General features: G+C 64.3%; 18 protein-coding genes. 8 read left to right on the top strand and 10 right to left on the bottom strand.

The annotated features are described in order from the left end of the window. The first annotated feature begins 125 nt into the window (after positions 1-125). On the top strand, positions 126-1,541 hold the full coding sequence (locus tag OOZ51_RS18400) for an NAD(P)H-quinone dehydrogenase (RefSeq protein ID WP_265981213.1): 1,416 nt from the start codon (positions 126-128) through the stop codon (positions 1,539-1,541). A 93-nt stretch (positions 1,542-1,634) separates the two neighbouring features. On the opposite strand, the gene OOZ51_RS18395 is transcribed toward OOZ51_RS18400, so the two are convergent. Continuing rightward, positions 1,635-1,847, bottom strand: a complete 213-nt coding sequence (locus OOZ51_RS18395) for a type II toxin-antitoxin system RelE family toxin (RefSeq protein ID WP_265981212.1) — start codon at positions 1,845-1,847, stop codon at positions 1,635-1,637. Between the two features lie 62 nt (positions 1,848-1,909). Between OOZ51_RS18395 and OOZ51_RS18390 the strand changes: the two genes are divergently transcribed. The 5 genes from OOZ51_RS18390 to OOZ51_RS18370 all read left to right on the top strand — a co-directional run bounded on the left by OOZ51_RS18390 (position 1,910) and on the right by OOZ51_RS18370 (position 5,552). Next, positions 1,910-3,649 carry an HNH endonuclease signature motif containing protein gene (locus OOZ51_RS18390; RefSeq protein ID WP_265981211.1) on the top strand — a complete coding sequence of 580 codons (1,740 nt, stop codon included), beginning with the start codon at positions 1,910-1,912 and terminating at the stop codon, positions 3,647-3,649. 161 nt (positions 3,650-3,810) lie between these two features. Next, complete coding sequence (locus OOZ51_RS18385; RefSeq protein ID WP_265981210.1) at positions 3,811-4,203, top strand: RidA family protein; 393 nt, start codon at positions 3,811-3,813, stop codon at positions 4,201-4,203. Between the two features lie 147 nt (positions 4,204-4,350). Continuing rightward, on the top strand, positions 4,351-4,674 hold the full coding sequence (locus OOZ51_RS18380; RefSeq protein ID WP_265981209.1) for a tyrosine-protein phosphatase: 324 nt from the start codon (positions 4,351-4,353) through the stop codon (positions 4,672-4,674). Beyond that, on the top strand, positions 4,674-5,072 hold the full coding sequence (locus OOZ51_RS18375; RefSeq protein WP_265981208.1) for a tyrosine-protein phosphatase: 399 nt from the start codon (positions 4,674-4,676) through the stop codon (positions 5,070-5,072). The genes OOZ51_RS18380 and OOZ51_RS18375 overlap by 1 nt, the downstream gene beginning before the upstream one ends. A gap of 51 nt (positions 5,073-5,123) precedes the next feature. After that, the gene (locus OOZ51_RS18370) at positions 5,124-5,552 is read left to right on the top strand and encodes a GNAT family N-acetyltransferase (RefSeq protein ID WP_265981207.1); all 429 of its coding nucleotides are present in this window, start codon (positions 5,124-5,126) and stop codon (positions 5,550-5,552) included. 83 nt (positions 5,553-5,635) lie between these two features. On the opposite strand, the gene OOZ51_RS18365 is transcribed toward OOZ51_RS18370, so the two are convergent. Genes OOZ51_RS18365 through OOZ51_RS18355 form a run of 3 tightly spaced genes read right to left on the bottom strand, consistent with a single transcriptional unit; the run spans position 5,636 to position 10,819 of the window. Continuing rightward, a complete protein-coding gene (locus tag OOZ51_RS18365; RefSeq protein WP_265981206.1) occupies positions 5,636-7,198 on the bottom strand; it encodes an FAD-dependent oxidoreductase in 1,563 nt (520 codons plus the stop codon). Beyond that, positions 7,195-9,411, bottom strand: a complete 2,217-nt coding sequence (locus tag OOZ51_RS18360) for a molybdopterin oxidoreductase family protein (protein ID WP_265981205.1) — start codon at positions 9,409-9,411, stop codon at positions 7,195-7,197. Before OOZ51_RS18360 ends, OOZ51_RS18365 begins: the two co-directional genes overlap by 4 nt. 1 nt (position 9,412) lies before the next feature. Next, complete coding sequence (locus tag OOZ51_RS18355; protein WP_416346409.1) at positions 9,413-10,819, bottom strand: MFS transporter; 1,407 nt, start codon at positions 10,817-10,819, stop codon at positions 9,413-9,415. Between the two features lie 293 nt (positions 10,820-11,112). Between OOZ51_RS18355 and OOZ51_RS18350 the strand changes: the two genes are divergently transcribed. Continuing rightward, complete coding sequence (locus OOZ51_RS18350) at positions 11,113-12,522, top strand: MFS transporter (protein WP_265981204.1); 1,410 nt, start codon at positions 11,113-11,115, stop codon at positions 12,520-12,522. 77 nt (positions 12,523-12,599) lie between these two features. Here the strand turns inward: OOZ51_RS18350 and OOZ51_RS18345 are convergent, their stop codons facing one another. Beyond that, positions 12,600-14,408 (bottom strand): acetyl/propionyl/methylcrotonyl-CoA carboxylase subunit alpha, encoded by a 1,809-nt coding sequence (locus tag OOZ51_RS18345; protein ID WP_265981203.1) that lies wholly within the window; start codon positions 14,406-14,408, stop codon positions 12,600-12,602. A gap of 261 nt (positions 14,409-14,669) precedes the next feature. On the opposite strand from OOZ51_RS18345, the gene OOZ51_RS18340 reads away from it, so the two are divergent. Beyond that, positions 14,670-15,344, top strand: coding sequence for a Maf family protein (locus tag OOZ51_RS18340; protein ID WP_265981202.1), 675 nt, complete (start codon positions 14,670-14,672; stop codon positions 15,342-15,344). Positions 15,345-15,460: 116 nt separating this feature from the next. On the opposite strand, the gene OOZ51_RS18335 is transcribed toward OOZ51_RS18340, so the two are convergent. From OOZ51_RS18335 to OOZ51_RS18315, 5 genes are all read right to left on the bottom strand, one after another. Next, entirely contained in the window at positions 15,461-17,983 is a 2,523-nt protein-coding gene (locus tag OOZ51_RS18335) for an MMPL family transporter (protein ID WP_265981201.1), read from the bottom strand. A 26-nt stretch (positions 17,984-18,009) separates the two neighbouring features. Beyond that, positions 18,010-18,726, bottom strand: a complete 717-nt coding sequence (locus OOZ51_RS18330) for a TetR family transcriptional regulator (RefSeq protein WP_265981200.1) — start codon at positions 18,724-18,726, stop codon at positions 18,010-18,012. Positions 18,727-18,832: 106 nt separating this feature from the next. Continuing rightward, complete coding sequence (locus tag OOZ51_RS18325; RefSeq protein WP_265981199.1) at positions 18,833-19,321, bottom strand: YbjQ family protein; 489 nt, start codon at positions 19,319-19,321, stop codon at positions 18,833-18,835. A gap of 138 nt (positions 19,322-19,459) precedes the next feature. Then, the gene (locus OOZ51_RS18320) at positions 19,460-21,145 is read right to left on the bottom strand and encodes a DUF885 domain-containing protein (RefSeq protein ID WP_265981198.1); all 1,686 of its coding nucleotides are present in this window, start codon (positions 21,143-21,145) and stop codon (positions 19,460-19,462) included. A 137-nt stretch (positions 21,146-21,282) separates the two neighbouring features. Continuing rightward, a complete protein-coding gene (locus tag OOZ51_RS18315; protein WP_265981218.1) occupies positions 21,283-21,495 on the bottom strand; it encodes an acyl-CoA carboxylase epsilon subunit in 213 nt (70 codons plus the stop codon). Positions 21,496-21,514 lie beyond the last annotated feature (19 nt).

Genomic DNA, 21,514 nt, shown 5'->3' with positions numbered 1-21,514 from the left:
GGTACAAACTACAGTGCCGCCCGCGCTGTTGAACAGGGCGCCTTTGGCGGGGCAAACTGCCCTGCGGGCGTTCTCAGGTGGGGCTTAGTGGCGGGTCCGCTGGCATTAAGTAAGAATTGACCATTGTGACCATGCATCCTGACTTCAGCTCACCACGAATCGCGATCCTGGGCGGAGGTCCAGGCGGATATGAAGCGGCAATGGTCGCAGCGCACTTGGGAGCGCGGGTCACCCTCATCGAACGTGCCGGGCTCGGCGGCTCCGCCGTACTTACCGACGTCGTTCCTTCCAAAACCCTGATCGCGACGGCGGATCTCATGACCCGCGTCGCAGAGGCGGGGGAGCTGGGAGTCAAGTTCGCCGTCGACGGCAGCGATGTAGCGCCAGGCATGCGCGCGGACCTCGGCCACATCAATGACCGCGTCCTGCACCTCGCGCGGGAGCAGTCCGACGACATCCGGGTGGGCCTCGAGCACCTTGACGTGGAAATCCTGATGGGCTCGGGAAGGCTCTTGGACAACCACACCATCGAGGTCATCACTTCGGACGGCACCAAGACGATCACGGCCGACGCCATCCTCCTGGCCGTCGGTGCGCATCCCCGCGAACTGCCCACAGCAAAGCCCGACGGTGACCGCATCCTGAACTGGGCACAGATCTACAACCTCGAGGAACTTCCGGAAGACCTGATCGTCGTCGGTTCCGGCGTTACCGGCGCCGAATTCGCTTCGGCCTACAACGGCCTTGGCTCGAACGTCACCCTGATTTCGAGTCGCGACCAAGTTCTGCCCGGCTCGGACACCGACGCGGCCCAGGTCCTCGAAGGTGTCTTCAAGCGCCGCGGCGTGCGCGTTCTGTCCCGTTCGCGCGCTGAGGCCGTGGAAAGGACCGACACCGGCGTCCAGGTCACGTTGGGCGACGGTTCCATGGTGACGGGCAGCCACTGCCTCGTCTGCGTGGGTTCGATCCCCAACACGGTCGGAATCGGGCTGGAAGAGGCAGGTGTGGCTGTCACGGAGTCCGGGCATATCAAGGTGGACGGCGTTTCCCGCACCACAGCGCCAAACATCTACGCTGCGGGTGACTGCACGGGGATCTTGGCTCTCGCCTCTGTCGCGGCCATGCAGGGCCGCATTGCGGTTGCGCACTTCCTGGGCGACGCCGTTATGCCGATCAAGCTCCACCAGGTAGCGTCCAACATTTTCACCTCACCGGAAATCGCCTCTGTGGGCGTCTCCGAGGCCGACCTCGAATCGGGCAAGTACCAGGGCGACGTTGTCACGCTCTCCCTGCTGAGCAACGCCCGCGCCAAGATGCGCAACACGAAGGACGGCTTCGTCAAGATCATCGCGCGCAAGGGTTCGGGCACTGTAATCGGCGGCGTCGTCGTCGGGCCGAACGCTTCGGAGCTGATCTTCCCCATTGCTGTTGCCGTGAAGCAAAAACTGCACGTCGACGACATCGCGAGCACCTTTACGGTGTACCCCTCGCTGACCGGGTCCATCTCGGAAGCGGCGCGCCGGTTGCACGTGCATATGTAGCTTGATCTCGGATCTGCGACACAGAAAATGCCCCATGACACACAGGGTATTCGCGTGTCGTGGGGCATTTTGCGTCGCATGAAACCAGATGACCTACTCCCTGTAGATTTCGCGGCGATGACCGGCCTGAACGACGACGATGACGAGCCGGCCGTCGTCGATCCGGTAGAGCACCCGATAATCTCCCGTACGAACCCGCCACTCGACCCGTCCGGTTAGCTTTTTGGCGCCAGGGGGGCGCGGTGTCTCGGCCAGCAACTCGATGGCTGCTTGGACCCGGCGGCGGTACGTAGCGTACAGAACCACCGATAACGTAAGTGCGACGGTGGGCGGGCTATTTTGTCAGAGCCTGCTGGCAGACTGTTTCCATGGAAGCGATCGGACACCTCACCACTCGGCAGGGCGCTGCGCCTGGTGGCCGGTTCGTCGTGTCCCATGGGGTGCGCGAGCCGCGGATGGTGATTGCGGATCGTCAAGCGCCGGAGCTGCGGCGGCTCGTTCTGCTGGATCCTCGCGAGGATCGCGCCGGGGATCGCGGCGGTCCGCGGCGGGTGCTGGAGAGTTCTCTTGCGGCGTTGCGCTCACTGGCACGGACGGCAGTCGACGACGTCGGGGAGCTGGGGTTGCAGGACTCCGTTGCGTTTGCCTCGGGCGTGGAGGAGTTGTCCCGCACCTTGGATTATTTGCAGGTCGTCGCCGCGGGGCAGCTGAACCGGGTGCGGCAGCAGGAGCCGGCCAGCGAGACTGGGTGGACGACGGGCTGGGAAGCCGAAGCGCTGGCGGGCGGTTCCAGAACTGGTGCCGGCAACCCCGGAGTGGATGCTGAGGCAGCCGGTACCTGTTCCGGCGTCGAGGACGGTGGTATCGCTGCGGTGGCCGCTCACACCGGGTTTCGGGAGTTCAGGAACACCGGTGAGCACTTGCGCTCGCTCCTGCGGATCAGCGCGGCCGAAGCCCGCCGCCGCCTTGCCCTGGCGGAGAATCTGCTTCCCGGCCGCTCACTCACAGGGCAACGGATCCAGCCGGCATACGGAGAAGTGGCCGCAGCCTTCGCCTCCGGGAGCATCGCCTCCCGCCCGGCCACCACTATCACCATGGCACTGGAACGCGTCCGGCCCCTGTGCAGCGCCGAAGCAGCTGCGGACATGGAACACGCGCTGACCATGACAGCGGGCGAGAACGATGCTGATTTCCTGGCCAGGATCGCCCGCCGCTGGACCGAAGCCATCGACCAGGACGGTACCGAACCCAGCGAAGAAGCCTTGCGCCACCTCCAGGGCGCCTTCCTCCGGAAACCGAAACACGGGCTGCAGCATCTGGAAATCTTCGCCACCCAGGACCAATACGAACACCTGCTCACGGTCATGAACACGGCCACCAACCCCCGGACTCGCACAGCCCAGGAGTCCGGACCCGGAGACAAACAGGTGGACGCGGGCGGCGAGAGCGAACTGACGAACGGGCCGGCCAACGATCCGCCAGGTGGTTCACGCGATGATGCCGCGTCCCTGGACCGCCGCACCAGGGCGCAGAAGCTACTGGACGGGTTGCTGGGCGCCTGCAAGATTGCCCTCGCCACAGGGGCATTGCCCGCGACCGGAGGCCAGCGCCCCCAGATCATGGCCACCATCGACTACCGGGACCTTCTGGCGTCACTTAAAGAAACCGGGCACTCGCAGTCGCAACCAGGCACGGGGAACTTTACGTTCACCGGGCCGGTCCCGGCGGCCACTTTGCGGAATATCGCCTGCGACGCCGACATCATCCCGGTCGTCCTTGGCGGGGAAGGCCAGGTGCTGGACATCGGCCGGGCCTCCCGGATCTTCCCGGCCCACATCCGCAAAGCCATCACCGCCAGGGACAAAGGCTGCGCGTTTCCTTCGTGCACCATGCCCGCCCCGTGGTGCGAAGCCCACCACATCGAGTACTGGTCCCGGGGCGGCACCACCAGCACGGACAACGGCGTCTTGCTCTGCAGCCACCACCACCATCTGATCCACAAGGAAGAGTGGCACATCCAAGTCCAAGCAGTTGTGCCCTGGTTCATCCCGCCTCCCCACATCGACCCACGCCAACAACCACGTAAGAACCATTACTTCCAGGTGTGACCAAGTTCAGTTGTTGTTGCCTCCGGCTGATGGGCAACGGTCACGCACAGTGATGTGCTGCGCGATAGTCGTCCTCAATGGCTGTGCAAGAGTATGGGGATGGAGATTCGATTCCGAGAGCGCCTCGTCGATGAACTCACAGCAAGAGAGCAGATGCGCTGATGCCAAACCATTACTTCAGTAGACGTCTTTATCAGTATTCCGCGCCCTTTTCGCACTTTGTCGAACACTCCGGTAGCGGTTTCACAGCGGGCATCATCGGCCAACGCAGGGACAATGGCTTGCTGGTTTCCCATGATGTCGCCGAGCAATGCGCGGCCATGATGGACAACCTGAAAACGCTACTTGAAGAGCTGGGACTGGGACTTTCGGATCTTGTGCGAACCACGGTCTTTTTGACAGATTACGAGGACTTCGACGTCATCAACTCGGTTTATGCCAGATGCCTGACCGAACCTTTCCCAGTCCGCACGACGATTCAGGTAGCAGCTCTGCCCCTGGGCGCCAAGGTACAAATAGACACCGTCGCGGCTCTCAGGGATGGAACGCGTTAGCCAGATCCCCACCCCGGCTGAGGTTGCCCTCGTCAGCTGGCCGGGTCGTACTGGAACTGCCGGACCTCTTGCGAGCAGCGGCAGGCGACGGCGATCAGCCATGGATCATTTCGACATGATCGTGATCGGCGCGGTTAACTAGGGAGCATGGGGGATTTTGCAGAGAACGACGATCGCACACTCAAAGTTGACGGTCTAGTCAATGGACGCGACCTCGGTGGTCTACAGCGGGCAGATGGCACCCTTACTCCACGCGGCGTGTTCTTCCGGAGCGAGAACGTCGATTGGATCACTGGGAACGGATGGCAACAGATCCATGATGCCGGGATCCGCACGGTGGTCGACCTCCGTCAGCAAACGGAACGCAAAAAAGATACCCAGGAACGGCCCGGCTGGCTCACCACGATCCACGTTGACCTTGACGGCCTGAAAACAAAGAGTTCTGGGCTGACTACTGGGACAACGGCCTAGTGGGCACAGCGCTCTACTTCCTCCCGCACCTTGCAGCCATGCCCGAACGGGCCGGCGCCGCTGTATCCGCTGTGGTCAACGCCCCGGCAGGAGGCGTCCTCTTCCATTGCATGGGAGGCAGGGACAGGACGGGCTTACTTGCCATGGCTCTGCTTCGTGCAATTGGCACCGACCCCGAATGCATCGTCGACGATTATCTGGAAACCGTCAGGTTAGGTGATCTGCGGGCGGCGATCAGCAAACGAAACAACGCTGAACCAATGCTCGAGGAACTTTGCCGGAAACACGGCACTTCAACCGAAGGCGCGTTCCGGGATGCCTTGGCAAAATTCGATCTCAGAGTCTTCCTCGACTCCGCAGAGCTTACCGACGAGGATCGGGAGGGCCTGTTCACTTAGCGCGGCGCGGCGGGATCACACCCGCAAACCCGGCGGAATAGGGTGGCAATCATGGAAACCGCGGCAATCAAAGTCCGGGAAGCGACCGCCGAAGACACGTCGACACTGTGGGCGGCTTGCTTTGAAGCAGCGAATTGGCGCGAGAGTGACCGGTTCACGCGCGAACAGGTCATGAACGACCCGGAATTCTCGCACTACGTCGAAGGCTGGCCCCGTCCGGGGGACTTTGGTGTTGTCGCCGTGACCGGGAACGGAGATGGAATCGGCGCCGCATGGTGCCGCACCTTCGCCGCCGACGACGCAGGGTACGGCTTCGTGGCGACGGACATACCGGAACTAACCATCGGCGTCGTGCCCGGCCTTCGCGGAGCGGGTACTGGTACGGCGCTCATGACTGCGCTCATCGCCCTCGGACGCTCCCGCGGACTGCGAGGTATCAGCCTCAGCGTGGAGGACGGCAATCGCGCCCGGGATCTATAAGAGCGGCTCGGGTTCGTTCGGGTCGGCCGGAACGGCGGCTCGGACACCCTGTTGCTGCAACTGTAGGAAGACGCCCAAACCCCCTACGCCGCAACGCCCTGGAAGTGCTTCTCAATAATCCCCTTGATATCCCCGTGGCACCCGCCACACCCAGTCCCTGCACGGGTCGCCTTGGAAACCTCTGGTACGGAGGAGCAGCCATCCAGCACGGCTTCCTCGATGCTCGCCCCGCTGACGCCTGCGCAGCGGCACACCGTGCGCTGGGGGTCGTTGTTGGCACCAGCGGAATCCAGCTGGTCGGGGCCGTCCAAGCGGAGCAGGAGGGAACGGTCGGCCGGAAGCTCGGAGCCGCGTTCGAATAGCATCACGAGTTCCGCGGCCGTGCGCGGCATGCCCACGGTCACCAGGCCTTCGAGCGCGCCGCCCCGTGTGGTCATCTTGACGTAGCGGCCGTGTTCCGGATCAGCCCATTGCGCAACTTGGCGCCGCGGCCTGCCTTCGGCAACTCCTACGCACAGCAACTCGTCGTCCCACGGTTCGGCGCTATTGTCGCCAGCGACCGCAAGATTGATGCCGCGTGCCTTCAAGACCACGACGCCGGGCTTCTCCTGCGGCAAGGGTGCCAAGGTGTCGGCAGCGTCCTGGCCGCCCTCGGCTAGAAGGATCAGGTACTCGGCAAGCCACTCGGCCTGGCGCCAGCCCGGACCCACCAGGCCGGAAGGGCCCGGTGCGGTGCGGCACTCAGGGCATTCGACGTCGGCACAACGGACTTCGGCGCAGTCACCGATCGCGAACATGTGCGGCTCGTGGTACGTGCGCAGGTGGTGATCCACCAGGATGCCGGTGGCCGCGGGCAGTCCGCAACCTTCGGCGAGTTCGATCCGTGGACGGACACCACAGGAGAGGACCAAGAGGTCGCCCTCGATCCTCGACCCGTCGTTGAGCACCAGGGCGGAGAACATGCCGTCGGGGCCGTTGTGTTCGACGGCCGTGGAACGGGCGTTGCCCACCATGGTGATCCCGCTGTTGCGCAGGCTTGCCGCAAGAACGGCGCCGCCGCCGCGGTCGATATTGCGCCCCAGCGGGAAGGAACCGTTGTGCACCACCGTGGTCAGGGCGCCTTCTTCCGTCGCGGCGAGGGCCGTTTCAAGGCCCAGCACGCCGCCGCCGAGGACGATCACGCGCTTGCCGGCAACCACGGCGTCGCGCAGTTGAGCGGCATCACGGAGGTCTCGGAGGGCGGTCACGCCTAGCGGGAGCACCGGGTGCGAAGGATCCGGGTTGATTCCCGTGAGGTTGGGAATGACAGGCCGCGAGCCCGTTGCGAACACCAGGCGATCGTAGCTTGGAGTGGTTCCGTCCGAGAGGACTACTTGCTGGCGGGCGCGGTCGATGCGTTTGACCGTGACCCCCAGCCGGACCTCGACGCCGTCGGCCACCAAATCGGTTGCGTCCGCCATCGCGAGTGCCTCTGCGGTGGTCCGCCCCACGCCGAGTTCCGCCACCATGACGCGGTTGTACGCGGCTTCGGCTTCCTGCCCGACGACGAGCAGCTGGACAAGGCCGCTGCGCACGGCGGGCAACAACTCGTCCACCAGCCGGGCCGCGACCGGCCCGAATCCGACCACCACAATTCGCTCGCTCACGATGCCTCCTTGACGTGCATTGACGGGCCGGCTGCCGCTGGGACAGCCAGCGCCGGTTCGACCTCTGGTAGTGCCGCCTTCCGGACCCACACCGTGCTGGCCTTGAACTCCGGCATGCCGGAAATAGGATCCGTGACCGCCTCAGTGAGCCGGTTGGCGCTGCCCAGTCCAGGGAAATGGAAAGGAAGGAAGACGGTGTCCGTGCGGATTGAGTTGCTGAGCTCCACCCTGCACAGGACTTCGCCACGCTGGTTGGAGACCCGGACAAAGTCGCCGTCGGAGATGTTCCTGACGACCGCCGTCGCGGGGTGCATCTGCAGGAGCGCCTCCGGCTGGGCGGCCGCGAGTTCGGCCACACGGCGGGTCTGGGCGCCCGATTGGTAGTGCTCCAGCAGTCGCCCGGTGACGAGCGTCAGCGGATCAGGATCGGAGCCGACGACGGCGGAGCGCTGGGACCGCTTCTGCGGCGCCACCGGGACCATCACCGCGCGCCCGCCGGCGTGCGCGAAGCCGTCGAGGAAGAGGCGCGGCGTTCCCGAGCTGCCGGTGGGATAGGGCCAGTACGCGGCTTCTCCGCGATCCAGCATGGCGTAGTCGATCCCGGAGTAGTCGGCTAAGCCGCCTGCCGAGGCGAGCCGGAGTTCCTCAAAGACGGTCTCGGGATCGTCGCTGAACGTGGACGGAGCGTCGAGGGATTCGGCGAGCCGGGCCATGAGCCACAATTCGCTGCGGACGCCCGGGGGAGGGGTGAGCGCCTTCCGACGGCGGAGCACGCGGCCCTCGAGGTTGGTCAGGGTGCCTTCTTCCTCGGCCCACTGCGTGACGGGGAGGACGAGGTCCGCCTCAAGCGCGGTCTCGGACATGAAGAAATCGCAGACCACCAGGAAGTCCAGGCTGCGCAAGCCCTCGATCACGGTGCTGGCGTCCGGGGCGGATACTGCAACATTGGCGCCGTGCACGAAAAGGCAACGGACGCCGTCGGGCTGTCCCAAAGACTTCAACAGTTCCACGGCTGGCAGGCCGGGGCCGGGGATGAGCGATTCGTCCACGCCCCACACCTTGGCAACGTGGGCGCGGGCGGCGGGATCGGTGATCTTGCGGTACCCGGGGAGCTGGTCGGCTTTCTGGCCGTGCTCGCGGCCACCCTGGCCGTTGCCTTGGCCGGTCAGCGTGCCGTAGCCGCTGCGGGAGGAGCCCGGCAGGCCGAGGAGGAGGCTGAGGTTGATCGCGGCAGTGGCGGTGTCGGTGCCGTCGACGTGCTGCTCGACTCCGCGGCCGGTCAAGATGTAGCTGCCACCGCGCCGGGCGCCGTCGGCGAGGCGCCGTGCGGTCTCGCGGATGAGCGTGGCGGGCACGCCGGTGATCGATTGCACGCGCTCCGGCCAGAAAGCTGCGAGGCTGCGGACGATCGCCGGGTACCCGGTGGTGCGGCTCTGGAGGTATTCGGCGTCGGCGAGGCCTTCGTGGACCACTACGTGGGAGATACCCAACAGCAGGGCAAGGTCCGTACCGGGGGTCGGCTGCAAGTGGATGCCGCCGCCGTCGCCGGTGAATGCGGCCGTCGCGGAACGGCGGGGATCGGCCACGATCAACCCGCCGGAATCTCGCGCGCCCTGTAGGTGCTGGACGAACGGCGGCATGGTCTCGGCAACATTGGAGCCGAGAAGGAAGATGGCGTTTGCCGAATCAAGGTCCTCCACGGGGAACGGAAGGCCGCGGTCCACGCCGAACGCGCGGTTTCCGGCTGCAGCAGCGGAGGACATGCAGAAACGTCCGTTGTAGTCGATGCGCGAGGTGCCCAGCGCCAGGCGGGCGAACTTGCCCAACTGGTAGGCCTTCTCATTGGTGAGTCCGCCGCCGCCGAACACGCCGACCGCGTCGGCTCCATACTGTTCGCGGGTCTGTTTGACGGCTCCCGTGACCAGCATGAGCGCTTGGTCCCACGTGACCGGCCGGTGGACGCCGTCGGACCCTTTGAGCATGGGTTCCGTGACTCGTCCGGTGTGGTTCAACAACGACGCCGATGTCCAGCCCTTGCGGCACAGCCCGCCCCGGTTGGTGGGGAAGTCGCGGCCGGATACTTCCAGTAGTGGAAGTACCTTTGCCGCCGGAGCGGGGTCTGACCCCGGCTGCGCCGAGGGCGCCGCCGGGGTCAGAGTCATGGCGCACTGCAGCGCACAATACGGGCAGTGGGTGTTGGCGCCATTGGGCATATTAGATGTGTCCCATCGCGTTACGGTTGGCCTTCCGGAGGTAGCAGACCCAGCAGACGACGAGCATTAGCACGTAGGCGCCGACGAAGCCGTAGAACGCGGGGGTGTAGGAACCGGAAGCACTCGATGCGTTGAGCACCTGGGGGATGACGAATCCGCCGTAGGCGCCGATCGCCGAGATCAGGCCGAGGGAGGAAGACGCGAGGCGTGCCGTGCTAGCGGTGCTGGCCCCGGAACGCGCGGCCCGGCTGGAGGTGGCGAAGATCACCGGAATCATGCGGTAGGTGGCGCCGTTTCCAAAGCCGCTTGCCGTGAAGAGGAACAGGAACAGGACCAGGAAGAGCCAGAAGTTCTTGAGCGGAAGGGTCCAGATCATGGTCAAGGTGATGATCGCCATCGCTGCGAACGCCGTGACGGTCATCCGGGCTCCGCCCATGCGGTCAGCCATGCGTCCACCGTAGGGGCGGGCCAGCGAGCCGACCAGCGGGCCGAGGAAGGCAAGCGAGAGGGCCACTGCGCCGAGGTGCATGGAGGAGAAAGCCGGGAAGTAGTCCTTGATGAGCTTGGGGAAAACGCCGGAGAAGCCGATGAACGAGCCGAAGGTGCCGATGTAGAGGAAGGCCATGATCCACAGGTGCGGTTCCTTCAACGCGGCGATCGAGCCTGCCACGTCGCCCTTGGCGCTGGTGAGGTTGTTCATGTACTTCCAGGCGCCGAATGCGGCGACAAGGATGAGCGGGATCCAGATAAGGCCTGCCATGGGCAGGTTGACGGTCCCGGCGGCCAAGAGGGTGACGGCGATCGGGACAACGAGCTGCGCGACGGCGGCACCGAGGTTTCCGCCCGCGGCGTTCAGGCCGAGCGCCCAGCCCTTTTCACGGGCAGGGTAGAAGAAGGTGATGTTTGCCATCGAGCTGGCGAAGTTGCCGCCGCCGAAGCCTGCGAGTCCCGCTACCAGCAGCATGACCCCGAAGGGGGTCGCGGGGCTGGAGACGCAAAGAGCGAGGCCGGCTGTGGGGATCAGCAGCAGGAGGGCCGAGACGATGGTCCAGTTGCGGCCGCCGAACCTCGGAACCATGAAGGTGTAGGGGATGCGCAGCGTGGCCCCGACCAGGCTGGGGATCGAGATGAGCCAGAAGATCTGGTTGGTGTCGAACTTGAAGCCGGCGGCCGGGAGCTGGACGACTACGATCGACCAGAGCTGCCAGACGACGAAGCCCAGGAACTCGGCGAAGATGGACCAGTAGAGGTTGCGCTTGGCGATGGAACGGCCGGCAACTTCCCACTGCTCCTTGTTCTCTGCATCCCAGTTGGCAATCCAGCGGCCAGGGCGGTGTTCGAGCTCGGGGACGAGGGCGGTGGGCGCCTGCTCGTTGGTGAGGATTTCGGTGCTTCGGTCAACTGTCACGGAGTGCCTCCTTTGTGGGGACGTTGTACTTCCACGTTAGGGACGGCTCGTTTCGCGGACCGTCGCGGTTTGTAAACGTGCTGTGACATTTGCCTATCGGAGGGGGTCACCACTGCGTGAGATGGCGGTGAGGTTGTTGTGGCGTAGACCACAGAGTGAGACTTTCCAAAATGTCCGCATATTGGACTTGATTGTCCATTTGTTGGATACCGGGAACTATTGTTGAACTCTCAGATAATCTTTGCCGGCAGGCTCAGGAACGCCGGGCCGGCGTTAACGAAAGCAACCCCTACATGTCTTCCATCGCTGAATCCAAGGAAAGCGAGTCAGTCAAGCCGGCCAACTCGCGGGGACGGGTGATCTTCGCCAGCCTCATCGGAACGTCCATCGAGTTCTACGATTTCTATGTCTATGCCACGGCCGCCGTGCTCGTCTTTCCCAAACTGTTCTTCCCGACGGCTGACGAGACCACCCAGCTGCTGAGCTCCTTCGCGGTGTTCGGTGTCGCCTTCGTCGCGCGGCCACTTGGCTCCATAATTTTCGGCCACTTCGGTGACAAGTTCGGTCGCAAGGGAACCCTGGTTGCGTCCCTCCTGACCATGGGTATCGCCACGTTCCTGATCGGTTGCCTCCCCACCGCCCAAGTCCCGGGCTGGACCTTCCTGGCCCCCACGTTGCTGGTAGTCCTGCGCTTCGCCCAGGGCCTGGCCCTCGGCGGTGAGTGGAGTGGTGCCGCGTTGCTCGCAACCGAGAACGCGCCGGCCAACAAACGCGCCATCTACGGAACATTTCCGCAGATGGGTGCGCCGATCGGCTTCATCCTGGCAAACATCATCTTCCTGGTCTTCAGCTACACATTGACGCCGGAGGCCTTCGCCGCCTGGGGCTGGCGCGTGCCGTTCCTGCTCAGCGCCGTCATGGTAATCCTCGGCCTCTACGTGCGCCTCAAGCTCATTGAAACTCCCGCATTCACCAAGGTGCTGGAGTCGAACGAAGTGGCCAAGCTGCCCATCGGACGTGTGTTCAAGAAGAGCTGGCGTCCGCTGATCCTCGGTACCTTCATCATGCTGGCGACGTATGTCCTGTTCTACCTGATGACCACGTTCACGCTGACCTACGGCACCAAGCCCACTCTGGCGGGCGCCCAAGCCACTGCGGTGAAGGCCGGAAAGCCCATGACCGATGCGGCCGTCGCGGCGTTCGTCCCGGGCTTGGGTTTCAGCCGGAACGATTTCCTCTGGATGCTGATTGCCGGCGTCGTCTTCTTCGGCATTTTCACCCTGGTGGCCGGACCGCTGGCCGAAAAGTACGGCCGCCGCAAGATGCTCCTCGCCGTGACGGCCGGCATCCTGGTGTTCGGGTTGCTGTTCGTGCCCTTGTTCAGCGGCGGCTTCGTGGGGACCATGGGGTTGCTGATCATCGGATTCACGCTGATGGGCCTCACCTTCGGCCCAATGGGCGCGCTGCTCCCCGAACTGTTCCCCACCAACGTCCGCTACACCGGATCCGCAGTCAGCTACAACGTGTCCAGCATCCTCGGCGCAGCAGTGGCCCCGTTCATCGCAGTTTGGCTTTGGGAATCGGCCAAGGGCAGCACGTTCCTGGTGGGCGTCTACCTCAGTGCCATGGCAGTGCTGACGCTCGTGGCCTTGTTCCTGTCCAAGGAAACCAAGGACACGGACTACGAGAACAACGTGGCATGATCCTGAATTAACAGACTCGCGTTAAATGGCTCCGGTCCCGCACCAATGGTGCGGGACCGGAGCCATTTAAGCCGTTGCTAGTCTTCGATCGTCGCGATGACGGCGCCTGCGGAGACGGTTTCGCCTGCCTTGGCCACCAACCCGTGGATGGTACCGGCCTTGTGGGCGGTAAGGGGCTGCTCCATCTTCATGGCTTCGAGAACCACGATCAGATCGCCTTCGGCAACCACGTCGCCAGCTGCCACTGCCACCTTGACGATCGTTCCCTGCATCGGCGAGGTAAGGGCGTTGCCGCCCGCCACAGCGGCTGTGGCTCCCGCAGAACGGGAACGCTTCTTGATCTTCGCGCCCTTGGCGCCCGTGCTGGCAACCGACGAGACGGAGCCCAGCGTCGCCGGAAGGACAACTTCCAGCCGTTTGCCGCCAACCTCGACGACGACGCGCTGGCGCTCACCGGCGTCGGCGGCTTCTGTTCCGCCTCCAGTGGGCGTCCACGCGGGGATGTCGTTGACGAACTCGGTCTCGATCCAGCGCGTGTGCACCTTGAACGGGCCTTCGGCCGGAGCGAACGCAGGATCGGTTACCACAGCGAGGTCGAAGGGAATGACCGTGGGGATGCCTTCAACCACCATTTCCTCAAGGGCTCGGCGGGAACGCTGGAGGGCTTGTTCGCGGCTGGCGCCTGTGACGATCAGCTTTGACAGCATGGAATCGAAGTTTCCGCTGATGACGTCGCCCTGCTCGACGCCGGAGTCGATGCGGACGCCCGGACCCGTCGGGTTCTTAAGGGTGCTAATGGTTCCCGGTGCAGGCATGAAGTTACGGCCCGGGTCTTCGCCGGTGATGCGGAATTCAAAGGAGTGGCCGCGGACCACAGGATCGCCATAGCCGAGCTTTTCGCCGCGGGCGATGCGGAACTGCTCACGAACCAAGTCGATGCCCGTGACTTCCTCGGAAACACAGTGCTCCACCTGAAGGCGGGTGTTGACTTCGAGGAACGAGATGATGCCGTCCTGGCCCACCAGGAATTCGCAGGTTCCTGCGCCCAGATAGCCGGCTTCCTTCAGGATGGCCTTGGAGGACTCGTACAGGCGCTCGTTCTGCTCGTCGCTCAGGAACGGCGCCGGAGCCTCTTCCACGAGTTTCTGGTTGCGGCGCTGGAGGGAGCAGTCGCGGGTGGAGACCACCACAACGTTTCCGTAGGCGTCGGCCAGGCACTGGGTCTCGACGTGGCGCGGGGAGTCAAGGAAGCGTTCAATGAAGCACTCGCCGCGGCCGAAGGCGGCAACCGCCTCGCGCACTGCGGACTCGAAAAGTTCAGGGATTTCCTCGATGGTCCGGGCAACCTTGATCCCGCGGCCGCCACCACCGTAGGCAGCCTTGATGGCGATCGGAAGGCCGAACTCCTTGGCGAAGGCCAGGATCTCGTCCGCGGATTCCACCGGGTCGGCAGTACCGGGGACCAAGGGAGCCCCGACCTTCTCGGCGATGTGGCGTGCCTGCACCTTGTCGCCGAGCGCAGAGATGGCCTCCGGGGACGGGCCGATCCAGGTGATGCCGGCGTCGATGACCTTGGTGGCGAACTCGGCGTTTTCAGCGAGGAAGCCATAGCCGGGGTGGATGGCGTCCGCACCGGACTGCTTGGCGACCTCGATCAACTTGTCCATCACGAGGTACGACTCAGCAGCCGTGTTGCCGCCCAGCGCGTACGCCTCATCTGCAAGCCGGACGTGCAGGGCGTCGCGATCGGGGTCTGCGTAGACGGCCACGGAGGCGATGCCTTCGTCCCGGGCTGCGCGGATAATGCGGACCGCGATTTCGCCTCGGTTGGCAATCAAGACCTTGGTGAAAGGGCTGGAAATGGGCTGCGCCGGATTAGCTGACAAGTTGACTCCTTCTGTCCTTCAGGGAGCCTAGCGTGATTTTGAGGGTTCCGCCCATATTGATGGGGGATTCCGTGTGTGAGAGGGCCTGTCTTTGTAGGGTTGCTACAAAGTGAGGAATCCGGCCGCGGGGCCGGGGACCGGACTGCTTCTTCCAAACCCTCCCTCACCTTTGGTGTGTCTTTACGAAACGCTCCCTCACCTCTAGTTGACTGCAAAAATGAGCGAGCGTCTGGGGTCGGCGGCGCGTACTACGCTTGAGCCGTGACCCGATTGATCCTGGCTTCCCAGTCCCCCGCCCGCACCAAGCTCCTCAAAGAGGCCGGCATCCACCACGAGGTGCTCGTCTCGGACGTGGACGAGGACGCGGTCCAAGCTCGGTATGGCGTGACGGACCCACACGACACTGCCCTCCTTCTGGCCCGAGCCAAGGCCGAAGCAGTCGCGTCCCTGCCCGACGCCGAGGGGGCCTTGGTGATCGGCTGCGATTCCGTCTTCGAGTTCGACGGCGAATCGCACGGGAAGCCGTACACAGTGGACGTTGCCAAGGAACGGATGCTGCGCATGAGTGGTTCCAAGGGCATCCTCCACACCGGGCACTGGCTGGTGGACTGCCGCGAAACCGCGGCGGACGTCGACGACGACGAGACGGCAGACGGCACCGGCGCCACACTTGGCGCCGTCTCCAGCGCGGAGGTCCACTTCGCGGAAATGAGCGAGAAGGACATCGACGCCTATATCGCGACGGGCGAACCCCTGCACTGCGCCGGTTCGTTCACGATCGACGGCTTGGGCGGAGCCTTCATCCGCAAGGTCGACGGCGACCCGCACGCCGTCGTCGGGCTCTCCATCTCCACCCTCCGGGATCTGCTCGGCCAAGCGAATGTTGGAATCACGGAGCTTTGGACCCGGGGCGGTTCAGAAACGGTCGCCGAATAGAAGCGGCCGCTAAAGGTGAGCGGGCGTTTGGGGAAAATGGGTAAAAGGTGAGCGGGCGTCGCTTCTGAACACAGAACCGACGCCCGCCCTGGGCGGCTAGGAACCCAACCTAACGCTTAGTGGACCAGCTCCTTGGCGCCGCCTGCCGCCGTCGTGCGCTGCAGCTTGGCGCCTTCAACGTCGACGTCGGGCAGGATCCTTGACAGCCACCGCGGCAGCCACCAGGCTTTCTCGCCCAACAGGTACATCACGGCCGGAACGATGGTCATGCGCACAACGAATGCATCCACGAGCACGCCGAACGCCATGGCGAAACCGAGCGGCCGGACCATGGTCAGGTGGCTGAAGATGAAGCCGGCAAACACGCTGACCATGATGATGGCGGCGGCCGTGACAACGGCGGCGGCATGGCTGAAGCCGCTCCGGACGGCTTGCTTCGCGTTTTCGCCGTGCATGAACGATTCGCGCATGCCGGACGTGATGAACACCTGGTAGTCCATGGCCAAGCCGAACAGCACACCAATCAGGATGATCGGTAGAAAGCTGAGCACGGCTCCGGGGTTGGGGACGTCGAATACGGTGCCTAGCCAACCCCACTGGTACACGGCCACCACGGCGCCGAACGCTGCCGCGAGCGAGAGCAGGAAGCCTCCCGTGGCGAGGAGCGGGACCACGATGGAACGGAACACCAGCAGGAGCAGGATCAGCGAGAGCCCGACGACGATCGCCAAGTACGGGGGCAACGCGGCGCCGAGCTTCGCGGAGACGTCGATGTTGCCGGCTGTCTGCCCCGTCAATCCAATCGTGGCGCCGGTAGCCTGCTGGATTTCGGAACCCTTGGCGCGCAGTTCCGAGACCACCTGAACGGTACTTGCACTGGCGGGCCCGTCCTTGGGGATGACTTGGAAAACGGCGGTACGGTGATCTTGGCTGAGGGCTACCGGCACGGCCGCCACGACATTGTCGACGCTGCGCAGTTTGTCCGCTACGTCGAACTGCTTGGTCTTCGCTTGGTCGTCGCTGAGTCCTGACGGGAACGTGCCGACAACCACGATGGGTCCGGTCATGCCCTCGCCGAAGCTCTGCCGGGTGAGGTCATAGGCCTTGAACGCTTGCGAATCGACCGGTTCCGAACCGCCGTCGGGCAATGCGAGGCGCAACTGGGAGGCCGGGAGGGCCAGCACCCCGAGCAGCACCACTCCGGCAAGTAGCGAGGCCACCGGGTGGCGGGTCACGAGGCCGCCCCAACCGCGGCTGCTCCGGCGCTGGTCCTCGGCGCGATCTGCCGAGGCGTGGTCCGGTTCGGCGTTGTGGCGCTTGGCTTTGGCCCAGGCCCGCTTGGAGATCAGCTTCCGGCCTACCAGCGAGAGGACTGCCGGGGTCAGCGTGAGGGAGACGACGACGGCGACTGCCACGGTCGCGGCGGCAGACAGGCCCATGACGGCGAGGAACGGAAGCCCCGGAACCACCAATGCGGCAAGGGCGATGACCACAGTGAGGCCGGCAAAAAGGACGGCGTTGCCTGAGGTGCCCGTGGCAAGTGCCACTGATTCTTCAGCGTCCATCCCGGAAAGCAATTGCCCGCGGTGGCGGTTGACGATGAAGAGGGAGTAGTCAATCCCGACGGCGAGGCCCAGCATGAGCGCGAGCATCGGGGAAATGGAGCTCATGTCGATGACGCCGGTAAGGGCAAACGTTCCCCCGACGCCCACGGCCACGCCAATGATCGCCATGAGGAGGGGCAAGCCTGCGGCGACAAGCGTCCCAAGCATCACGATCAGGGCGATGGCCGCCACTGCGATGCCGATGATTTCCGAGACACCGAACAACTGTGAGACGTCCTCGGTGATTTCCTTGCTTGCCAGTGCTGTGACACCTGCTGACGAGACTCCGTGGACGATGTCCTGGACTTGCTGCCGGACGGCGGGGGTCAAGCTGTTAATGGAGGTCTTGAACTGGACCTGGGCGATCGCCGCCTTGCCGTCTGCGGAGACGAATCGCATTCCTTGGGACGCGGCGACCTGGCGCTTGGCCAGGGCAAGGGCGGCGGCACCATCGGCGGCTTGTTTCTGGCCTGCTTCAAGCTTTTGGCGCCCGGCCAGCAGCTCGGCCTTCTGCGGGGCAAGTTGGGCCTGGATCTGTGCGGCAGGCATACCCGCAGCGGTCATTTGCTGCTCTGCGGCCTTGATCTGGGCATCCCCGGCATCGAGGGTGGCCCGCGCCTTGTCCAACTCAGCCTGCCCGGCGGCGGCTTTCTGTTCGCCGGCAGCAAGATCGGACGGTGCCTTGTCCAAGGTGGCTTGAGTTGTGAAGGGATTGACAGTGGACTGCACATCCGGCAGTTTTTCCAGCTTGGCGAGGGCCGACGCAATGGCGTCCTTGCCGGCTTGGTTGAATCCGGCGTCGCCGGCTTCGAAGACGATCCCCGCGGAACCACCCGAGGAGGCCGGAAGTTCCTTCTTGAGTTTGTCCAGCATCTGCTGGGTCTCCGTGCCGGGGATCTGGAAGTTGTTGGACATGGTGCCGTGGAAGGCAGCTGCGGAGCCGCCGACGGCGACGAGCACGGCTAGCCAGAGGGATATCACCAGCCAACGGTGACGGTAGGAGAACTTGCCAAGGCGGTAGAGCAGGAGTGCCATATCGGAACCGATCTGTCGGTGTGTGGTTATGCCGAGTGTTGGGGGTCAGCCGAGGGCTGAGTGGCGCGGGAGGCAGAGCCCTGGGAGACCAAGCCGTGGGACGCCGGGCCTTGGGGGGCCGGTGCGGTGAAGCCTGAACCGAGCAGGCCGATGGCATCGATCAAGTGCTGCCGCAGGCTCGCCAGGGATTCGGGGGAAAGATCCGGGCCGCATTGCTCGAACCAAACGCTCATGGCTGCCTTGCCGCACGAAATGATGGATCCGGCCAGGGCCCGCAAATAGAGCTCGTTGACATCCGGGCCGAGGCGACGGCGGGCGGCGTCGATGATCTGCGTGGTGCAGTGGTCCCAGGCTTCGAGTTCGGAACGTACCAAGGCGCGGTTGTCGTGGGTGAGACTGAAGAGCTCGGCCATGGGGGAGACCGTCATGGGGTCAGCCAGCGCCATGAGGGCGGCCCGGGCGGAATCGAGGATGGGTTCGTCGGAAGGGCGGAGGCGGAATTGTTCCAGGGCATGATCCAGGAAACCTTCAGTCACCGACGCCAAAGCGGCTTCGAGGCTGGGGAAGTAGTTGAAGAAAGTACGCCGGGATACGCCGGCCGCTTCCGCGATGTCTTCCACCGTGAAATTGCCAACGCCCCTGCTGCGCAACACGGCGAGGGCTGCGTCCGCGATCGCCTGGCGGGTGGCCACTTTGTTCTGTTCCCGGCGCGAGGGGATGGCGATAGTTTCGGAAGTTGTCACTTATTTACACTAAGTGCAACTTTGCACTCAGGGCAAGTTAAATCTTTGGCCCATCAAAACCAAACGGCCGGCAACGCTCATGCGTTGCCGGCCGTTGCTGACTGCCTTACTGCTGGAAAGGTTGCTGAGGAGAGTGTGGAGCGGGGAACTGTCCGGGCGCCGGCGGTGCCGTTTGTCCCGGCGCTGCTCCCGGCGTCGCGGGCTGTTGTGCTGATTGCTGACCTGCGGCACTGGTCAGGTAGATCGACTGACCGGTAGCGCCGGGCTCGCCTTCGGCCAGGGGGATGGTGAAGACCGCGGTTCCATATGCGCACACTTCAGTCCAGTTACCGCCCATCTCGGACGTGTCGAAGCGCATGGCCACGATCGCATTGGCACCACGCTGCTGCGCCTCGCTGACCATGCGGGCCATGACTTCCTGGCGGCTTTCATACAGGGCCTTGGTCATTTCGGGCAGCTCGCCGCCGCCGAGGGAGCGGAACCCGGCCATCATCTGGGAGCCGATGTCCCTTGAGCGGACGGTGAGGCCCATGACTTCGCCAAAAACGGCGTCGATCCTGTGGCCCGGAATCTTGTTTGAGGTGACTATCAGCATGGACAGAGCCTATCCAGAATTCACCACTTCTCACCGTTAATTCTCATCGTTAAAAGGACAAACCCCCAGGGTGTTCCCCGGGGATTCGTCCGCGCGATGATGAGCAGCCGTCAGGCCGTGGCGCCAGCGGGCCGCGGATTAGCCCAGCAGCGCCCGGCGAAGACTATCCAGACCAACAGAACCGATGTTCAGCGCATCCGTGTGGAAGGACTTCAGGTCGAACCCGTCGCGGCGTTCGAGTTCGGCCCGGATCTCCTCCCACAGCCGCTGCCCCACCTTGTACGACGGAGCCTGCCCCGGCCAACCGAGGTACCGGGTGAATTCGAACTGGAGCTGGCCCGCGCTGATGGGAAGGTTGGCCTTGAGGAATTCGAAGCCTTTTTCCGAGGTCCACGTGCCGCTGCCCCAACGTTCCGGTACTTGCAGCTCAAGGTGGACGCCGATGTCGAACACGACGCGGGCCGCACGCATGCGCTGCATGTCAAGCATGCCCATGTGGTCGCCCGGATCCTTGAGATAGCCGAGCTCCAGCATGAGCTTCTCGGCGTAGAGGGCCCAGCCTTCGCCGTGTCCGGAGACCCAGCAGACATTGCGCCGCCAGTTGTTGAGGAGCTCACGGCGGTAGACGGCGGTGGCCACCTGGAGGTGGTGGCCCGGCACCCCCTCGTGGAAGACCGTGGTGGTTTCGGCCCAGGTGGTGAAGGTGTCTTCGCCAGCGGGGACGGACCACCACATGCGGCCGGGCCGGGAGAAATCGTCCGAGGGGCCGGTGTAGTAGATGCCACCTTCGTCGGTGGGCGCGAAGCGGCACTCGAGCGTCTTCATGATGTCCGGGATGTCGAAGTGGACATCGGCCAGTTCGGACACCGCGCGGTCGGAGAGCTCCTGCATCCAGGCCTTGAGGGCATCAGTGCCCTTGATCTGCCGGGCTGCATCGTTGTCGAGGATGGCCTTGGCCTCCTCGATGGAAGCGCCGGGCTTGATTTGCTCGGCCACTCGTTCCTGTTCGGAGATGAGCCTGTCGAGTTCCTCCACGCCCCAGTTGTATGTTTCCTCCAAGTCCACGGTTGCGCCGAGGAAGGAACGTGAGGCAAGTGCGTAGCGCTCGCGGCCCACGGCGTCCTTTTCGGGAGCAAAGGGGAGAAGCTCCGCTTCGAGGAAGGCTGCCAGGCGCGCGTACGCGGAACGCGCGACGGCCGCACCGGCGTCGAGCTGTTCCTGCAGTTCTGCGGGCAGCGGCTGGCCGTCGATGGCGGCTTCGGCGGCAAGCTTGGCGAAGAAGCCGTCCTCGGCCGCGTACTTCCCGGTTTGTTCGACGACGATCTTGACTTGGCGGACAGCGGAGACCTTCCCGGCGTCCCTCGCGGAACGAAGTGACGCCATGTATCCGTCGATCGCTTCCGGGACGTTGGCCACACGGCCCGCGATGTGCTCCCAGTGTTGGGCGGTGTCCGTGGGCATGAGGTCGAAGATCGCACGGATGGTTTGGGCCGGGGACTCGATGTTGTTCAGCTCCGCGGCGTCCCAACCGGTCTCGTGGATCTCGAGCGCCAGGCCGAGCCGCTCGCGCATCGCGTCAAGGGTAACGACGTCGGAGGCGTCCGTGGGTTCGAGCGTGCCCAGTTCGTCGAGGGTGTCGCGTGCTGCCTTGGCGAATGCAGCCGCGCCCGCGGGCGAGAAATCCTGGTATTCGGTTTCGTGTCCGGGCAGGCCGAGGGTGGTGGCGAGGCTCGGGTTCAATGCCAGAAGCGTGTCGGTGTACGCGTCAGCTACGGCGTCGATGGCGGTCTGGGAACGTACCGGAGTGGTGTTTTCAGTAGTCACCCCAAGAGCCTAACTGTGCCCCGGCCCCTTATGAAAGGGTTATTGCACTCTTCGGCCAACCCAACTGGCTGGCATTTAATGTCGCTTTGAGCCTTCAAAACGACATTAAATGCGATCCAGTTGGGTCACCACAGAACTTAACCCCGGCTGCGTTTCCAGGCGCCCGGCCCCGGCGTGGGTTCCATGCGCAGTTGCTGCCGCCGCAGCCAGTGGCGCGTGCTGCGCGGTGCGGTTTCGGCTTCCTGCGGCGCTTCCAGGGAGGCGACGACGGCGGCAAGCGCCGCGAGCTCTTCCGGCGTCGGGTTTCCCTTGACTACCGAAAGCATGGGCTCGGCCGTTGCCGTGTCCATGGGGTCTGGAAGGTTCTGT

It is taken from the genome of Arthrobacter rhizophilus (assembly GCF_026241105.1).
Classification (GTDB): domain Bacteria; phylum Actinomycetota; class Actinomycetes; order Actinomycetales; family Micrococcaceae; genus Arthrobacter.
Note: the sequence above shows the minus strand (reverse complement) of the source record. Positions and strands in the feature narration are given on the sequence as shown.

Excerpts from the sequence above, each read along its gene's own strand:
- OOZ51_RS18380 (WP_265981209.1), top strand. The coding sequence starts at position 4,351 with ATGGGGGATTTTGCAGAGAACGACGATCGCACACTCAAAGTTGACGGT.
- OOZ51_RS18360 (WP_265981205.1), bottom strand. The coding sequence starts at position 9,411 with ATGCCCAATGGCGCCAACACCCACTGCCCGTATTGTGCGCTGCAGTGC.
- OOZ51_RS18385 (WP_265981210.1), top strand. The coding sequence starts at position 3,811 with ATGCCAAACCATTACTTCAGTAGACGTCTTTATCAGTATTCCGCGCCC.
- OOZ51_RS18335 (WP_265981201.1), bottom strand. The coding sequence starts at position 17,983 with ATGGCACTCCTGCTCTACCGCCTTGGCAAGTTCTCCTACCGTCACCGT.
- OOZ51_RS18390 (WP_265981211.1), top strand. The coding sequence starts at position 1,910 with ATGGAAGCGATCGGACACCTCACCACTCGGCAGGGCGCTGCGCCTGGT.
- OOZ51_RS18350 (WP_265981204.1), top strand. The coding sequence starts at position 11,113 with ATGTCTTCCATCGCTGAATCCAAGGAAAGCGAGTCAGTCAAGCCGGCC.
- OOZ51_RS18315 (WP_265981218.1), bottom strand. The coding sequence starts at position 21,495 with ATGGACACGGCAACGGCCGAGCCCATGCTTTCGGTAGTCAAGGGAAAC.
- OOZ51_RS18370 (WP_265981207.1), top strand. The coding sequence starts at position 5,124 with ATGGAAACCGCGGCAATCAAAGTCCGGGAAGCGACCGCCGAAGACACG.
- OOZ51_RS18325 (WP_265981199.1), bottom strand. The coding sequence starts at position 19,321 with ATGCTGATAGTCACCTCAAACAAGATTCCGGGCCACAGGATCGACGCC.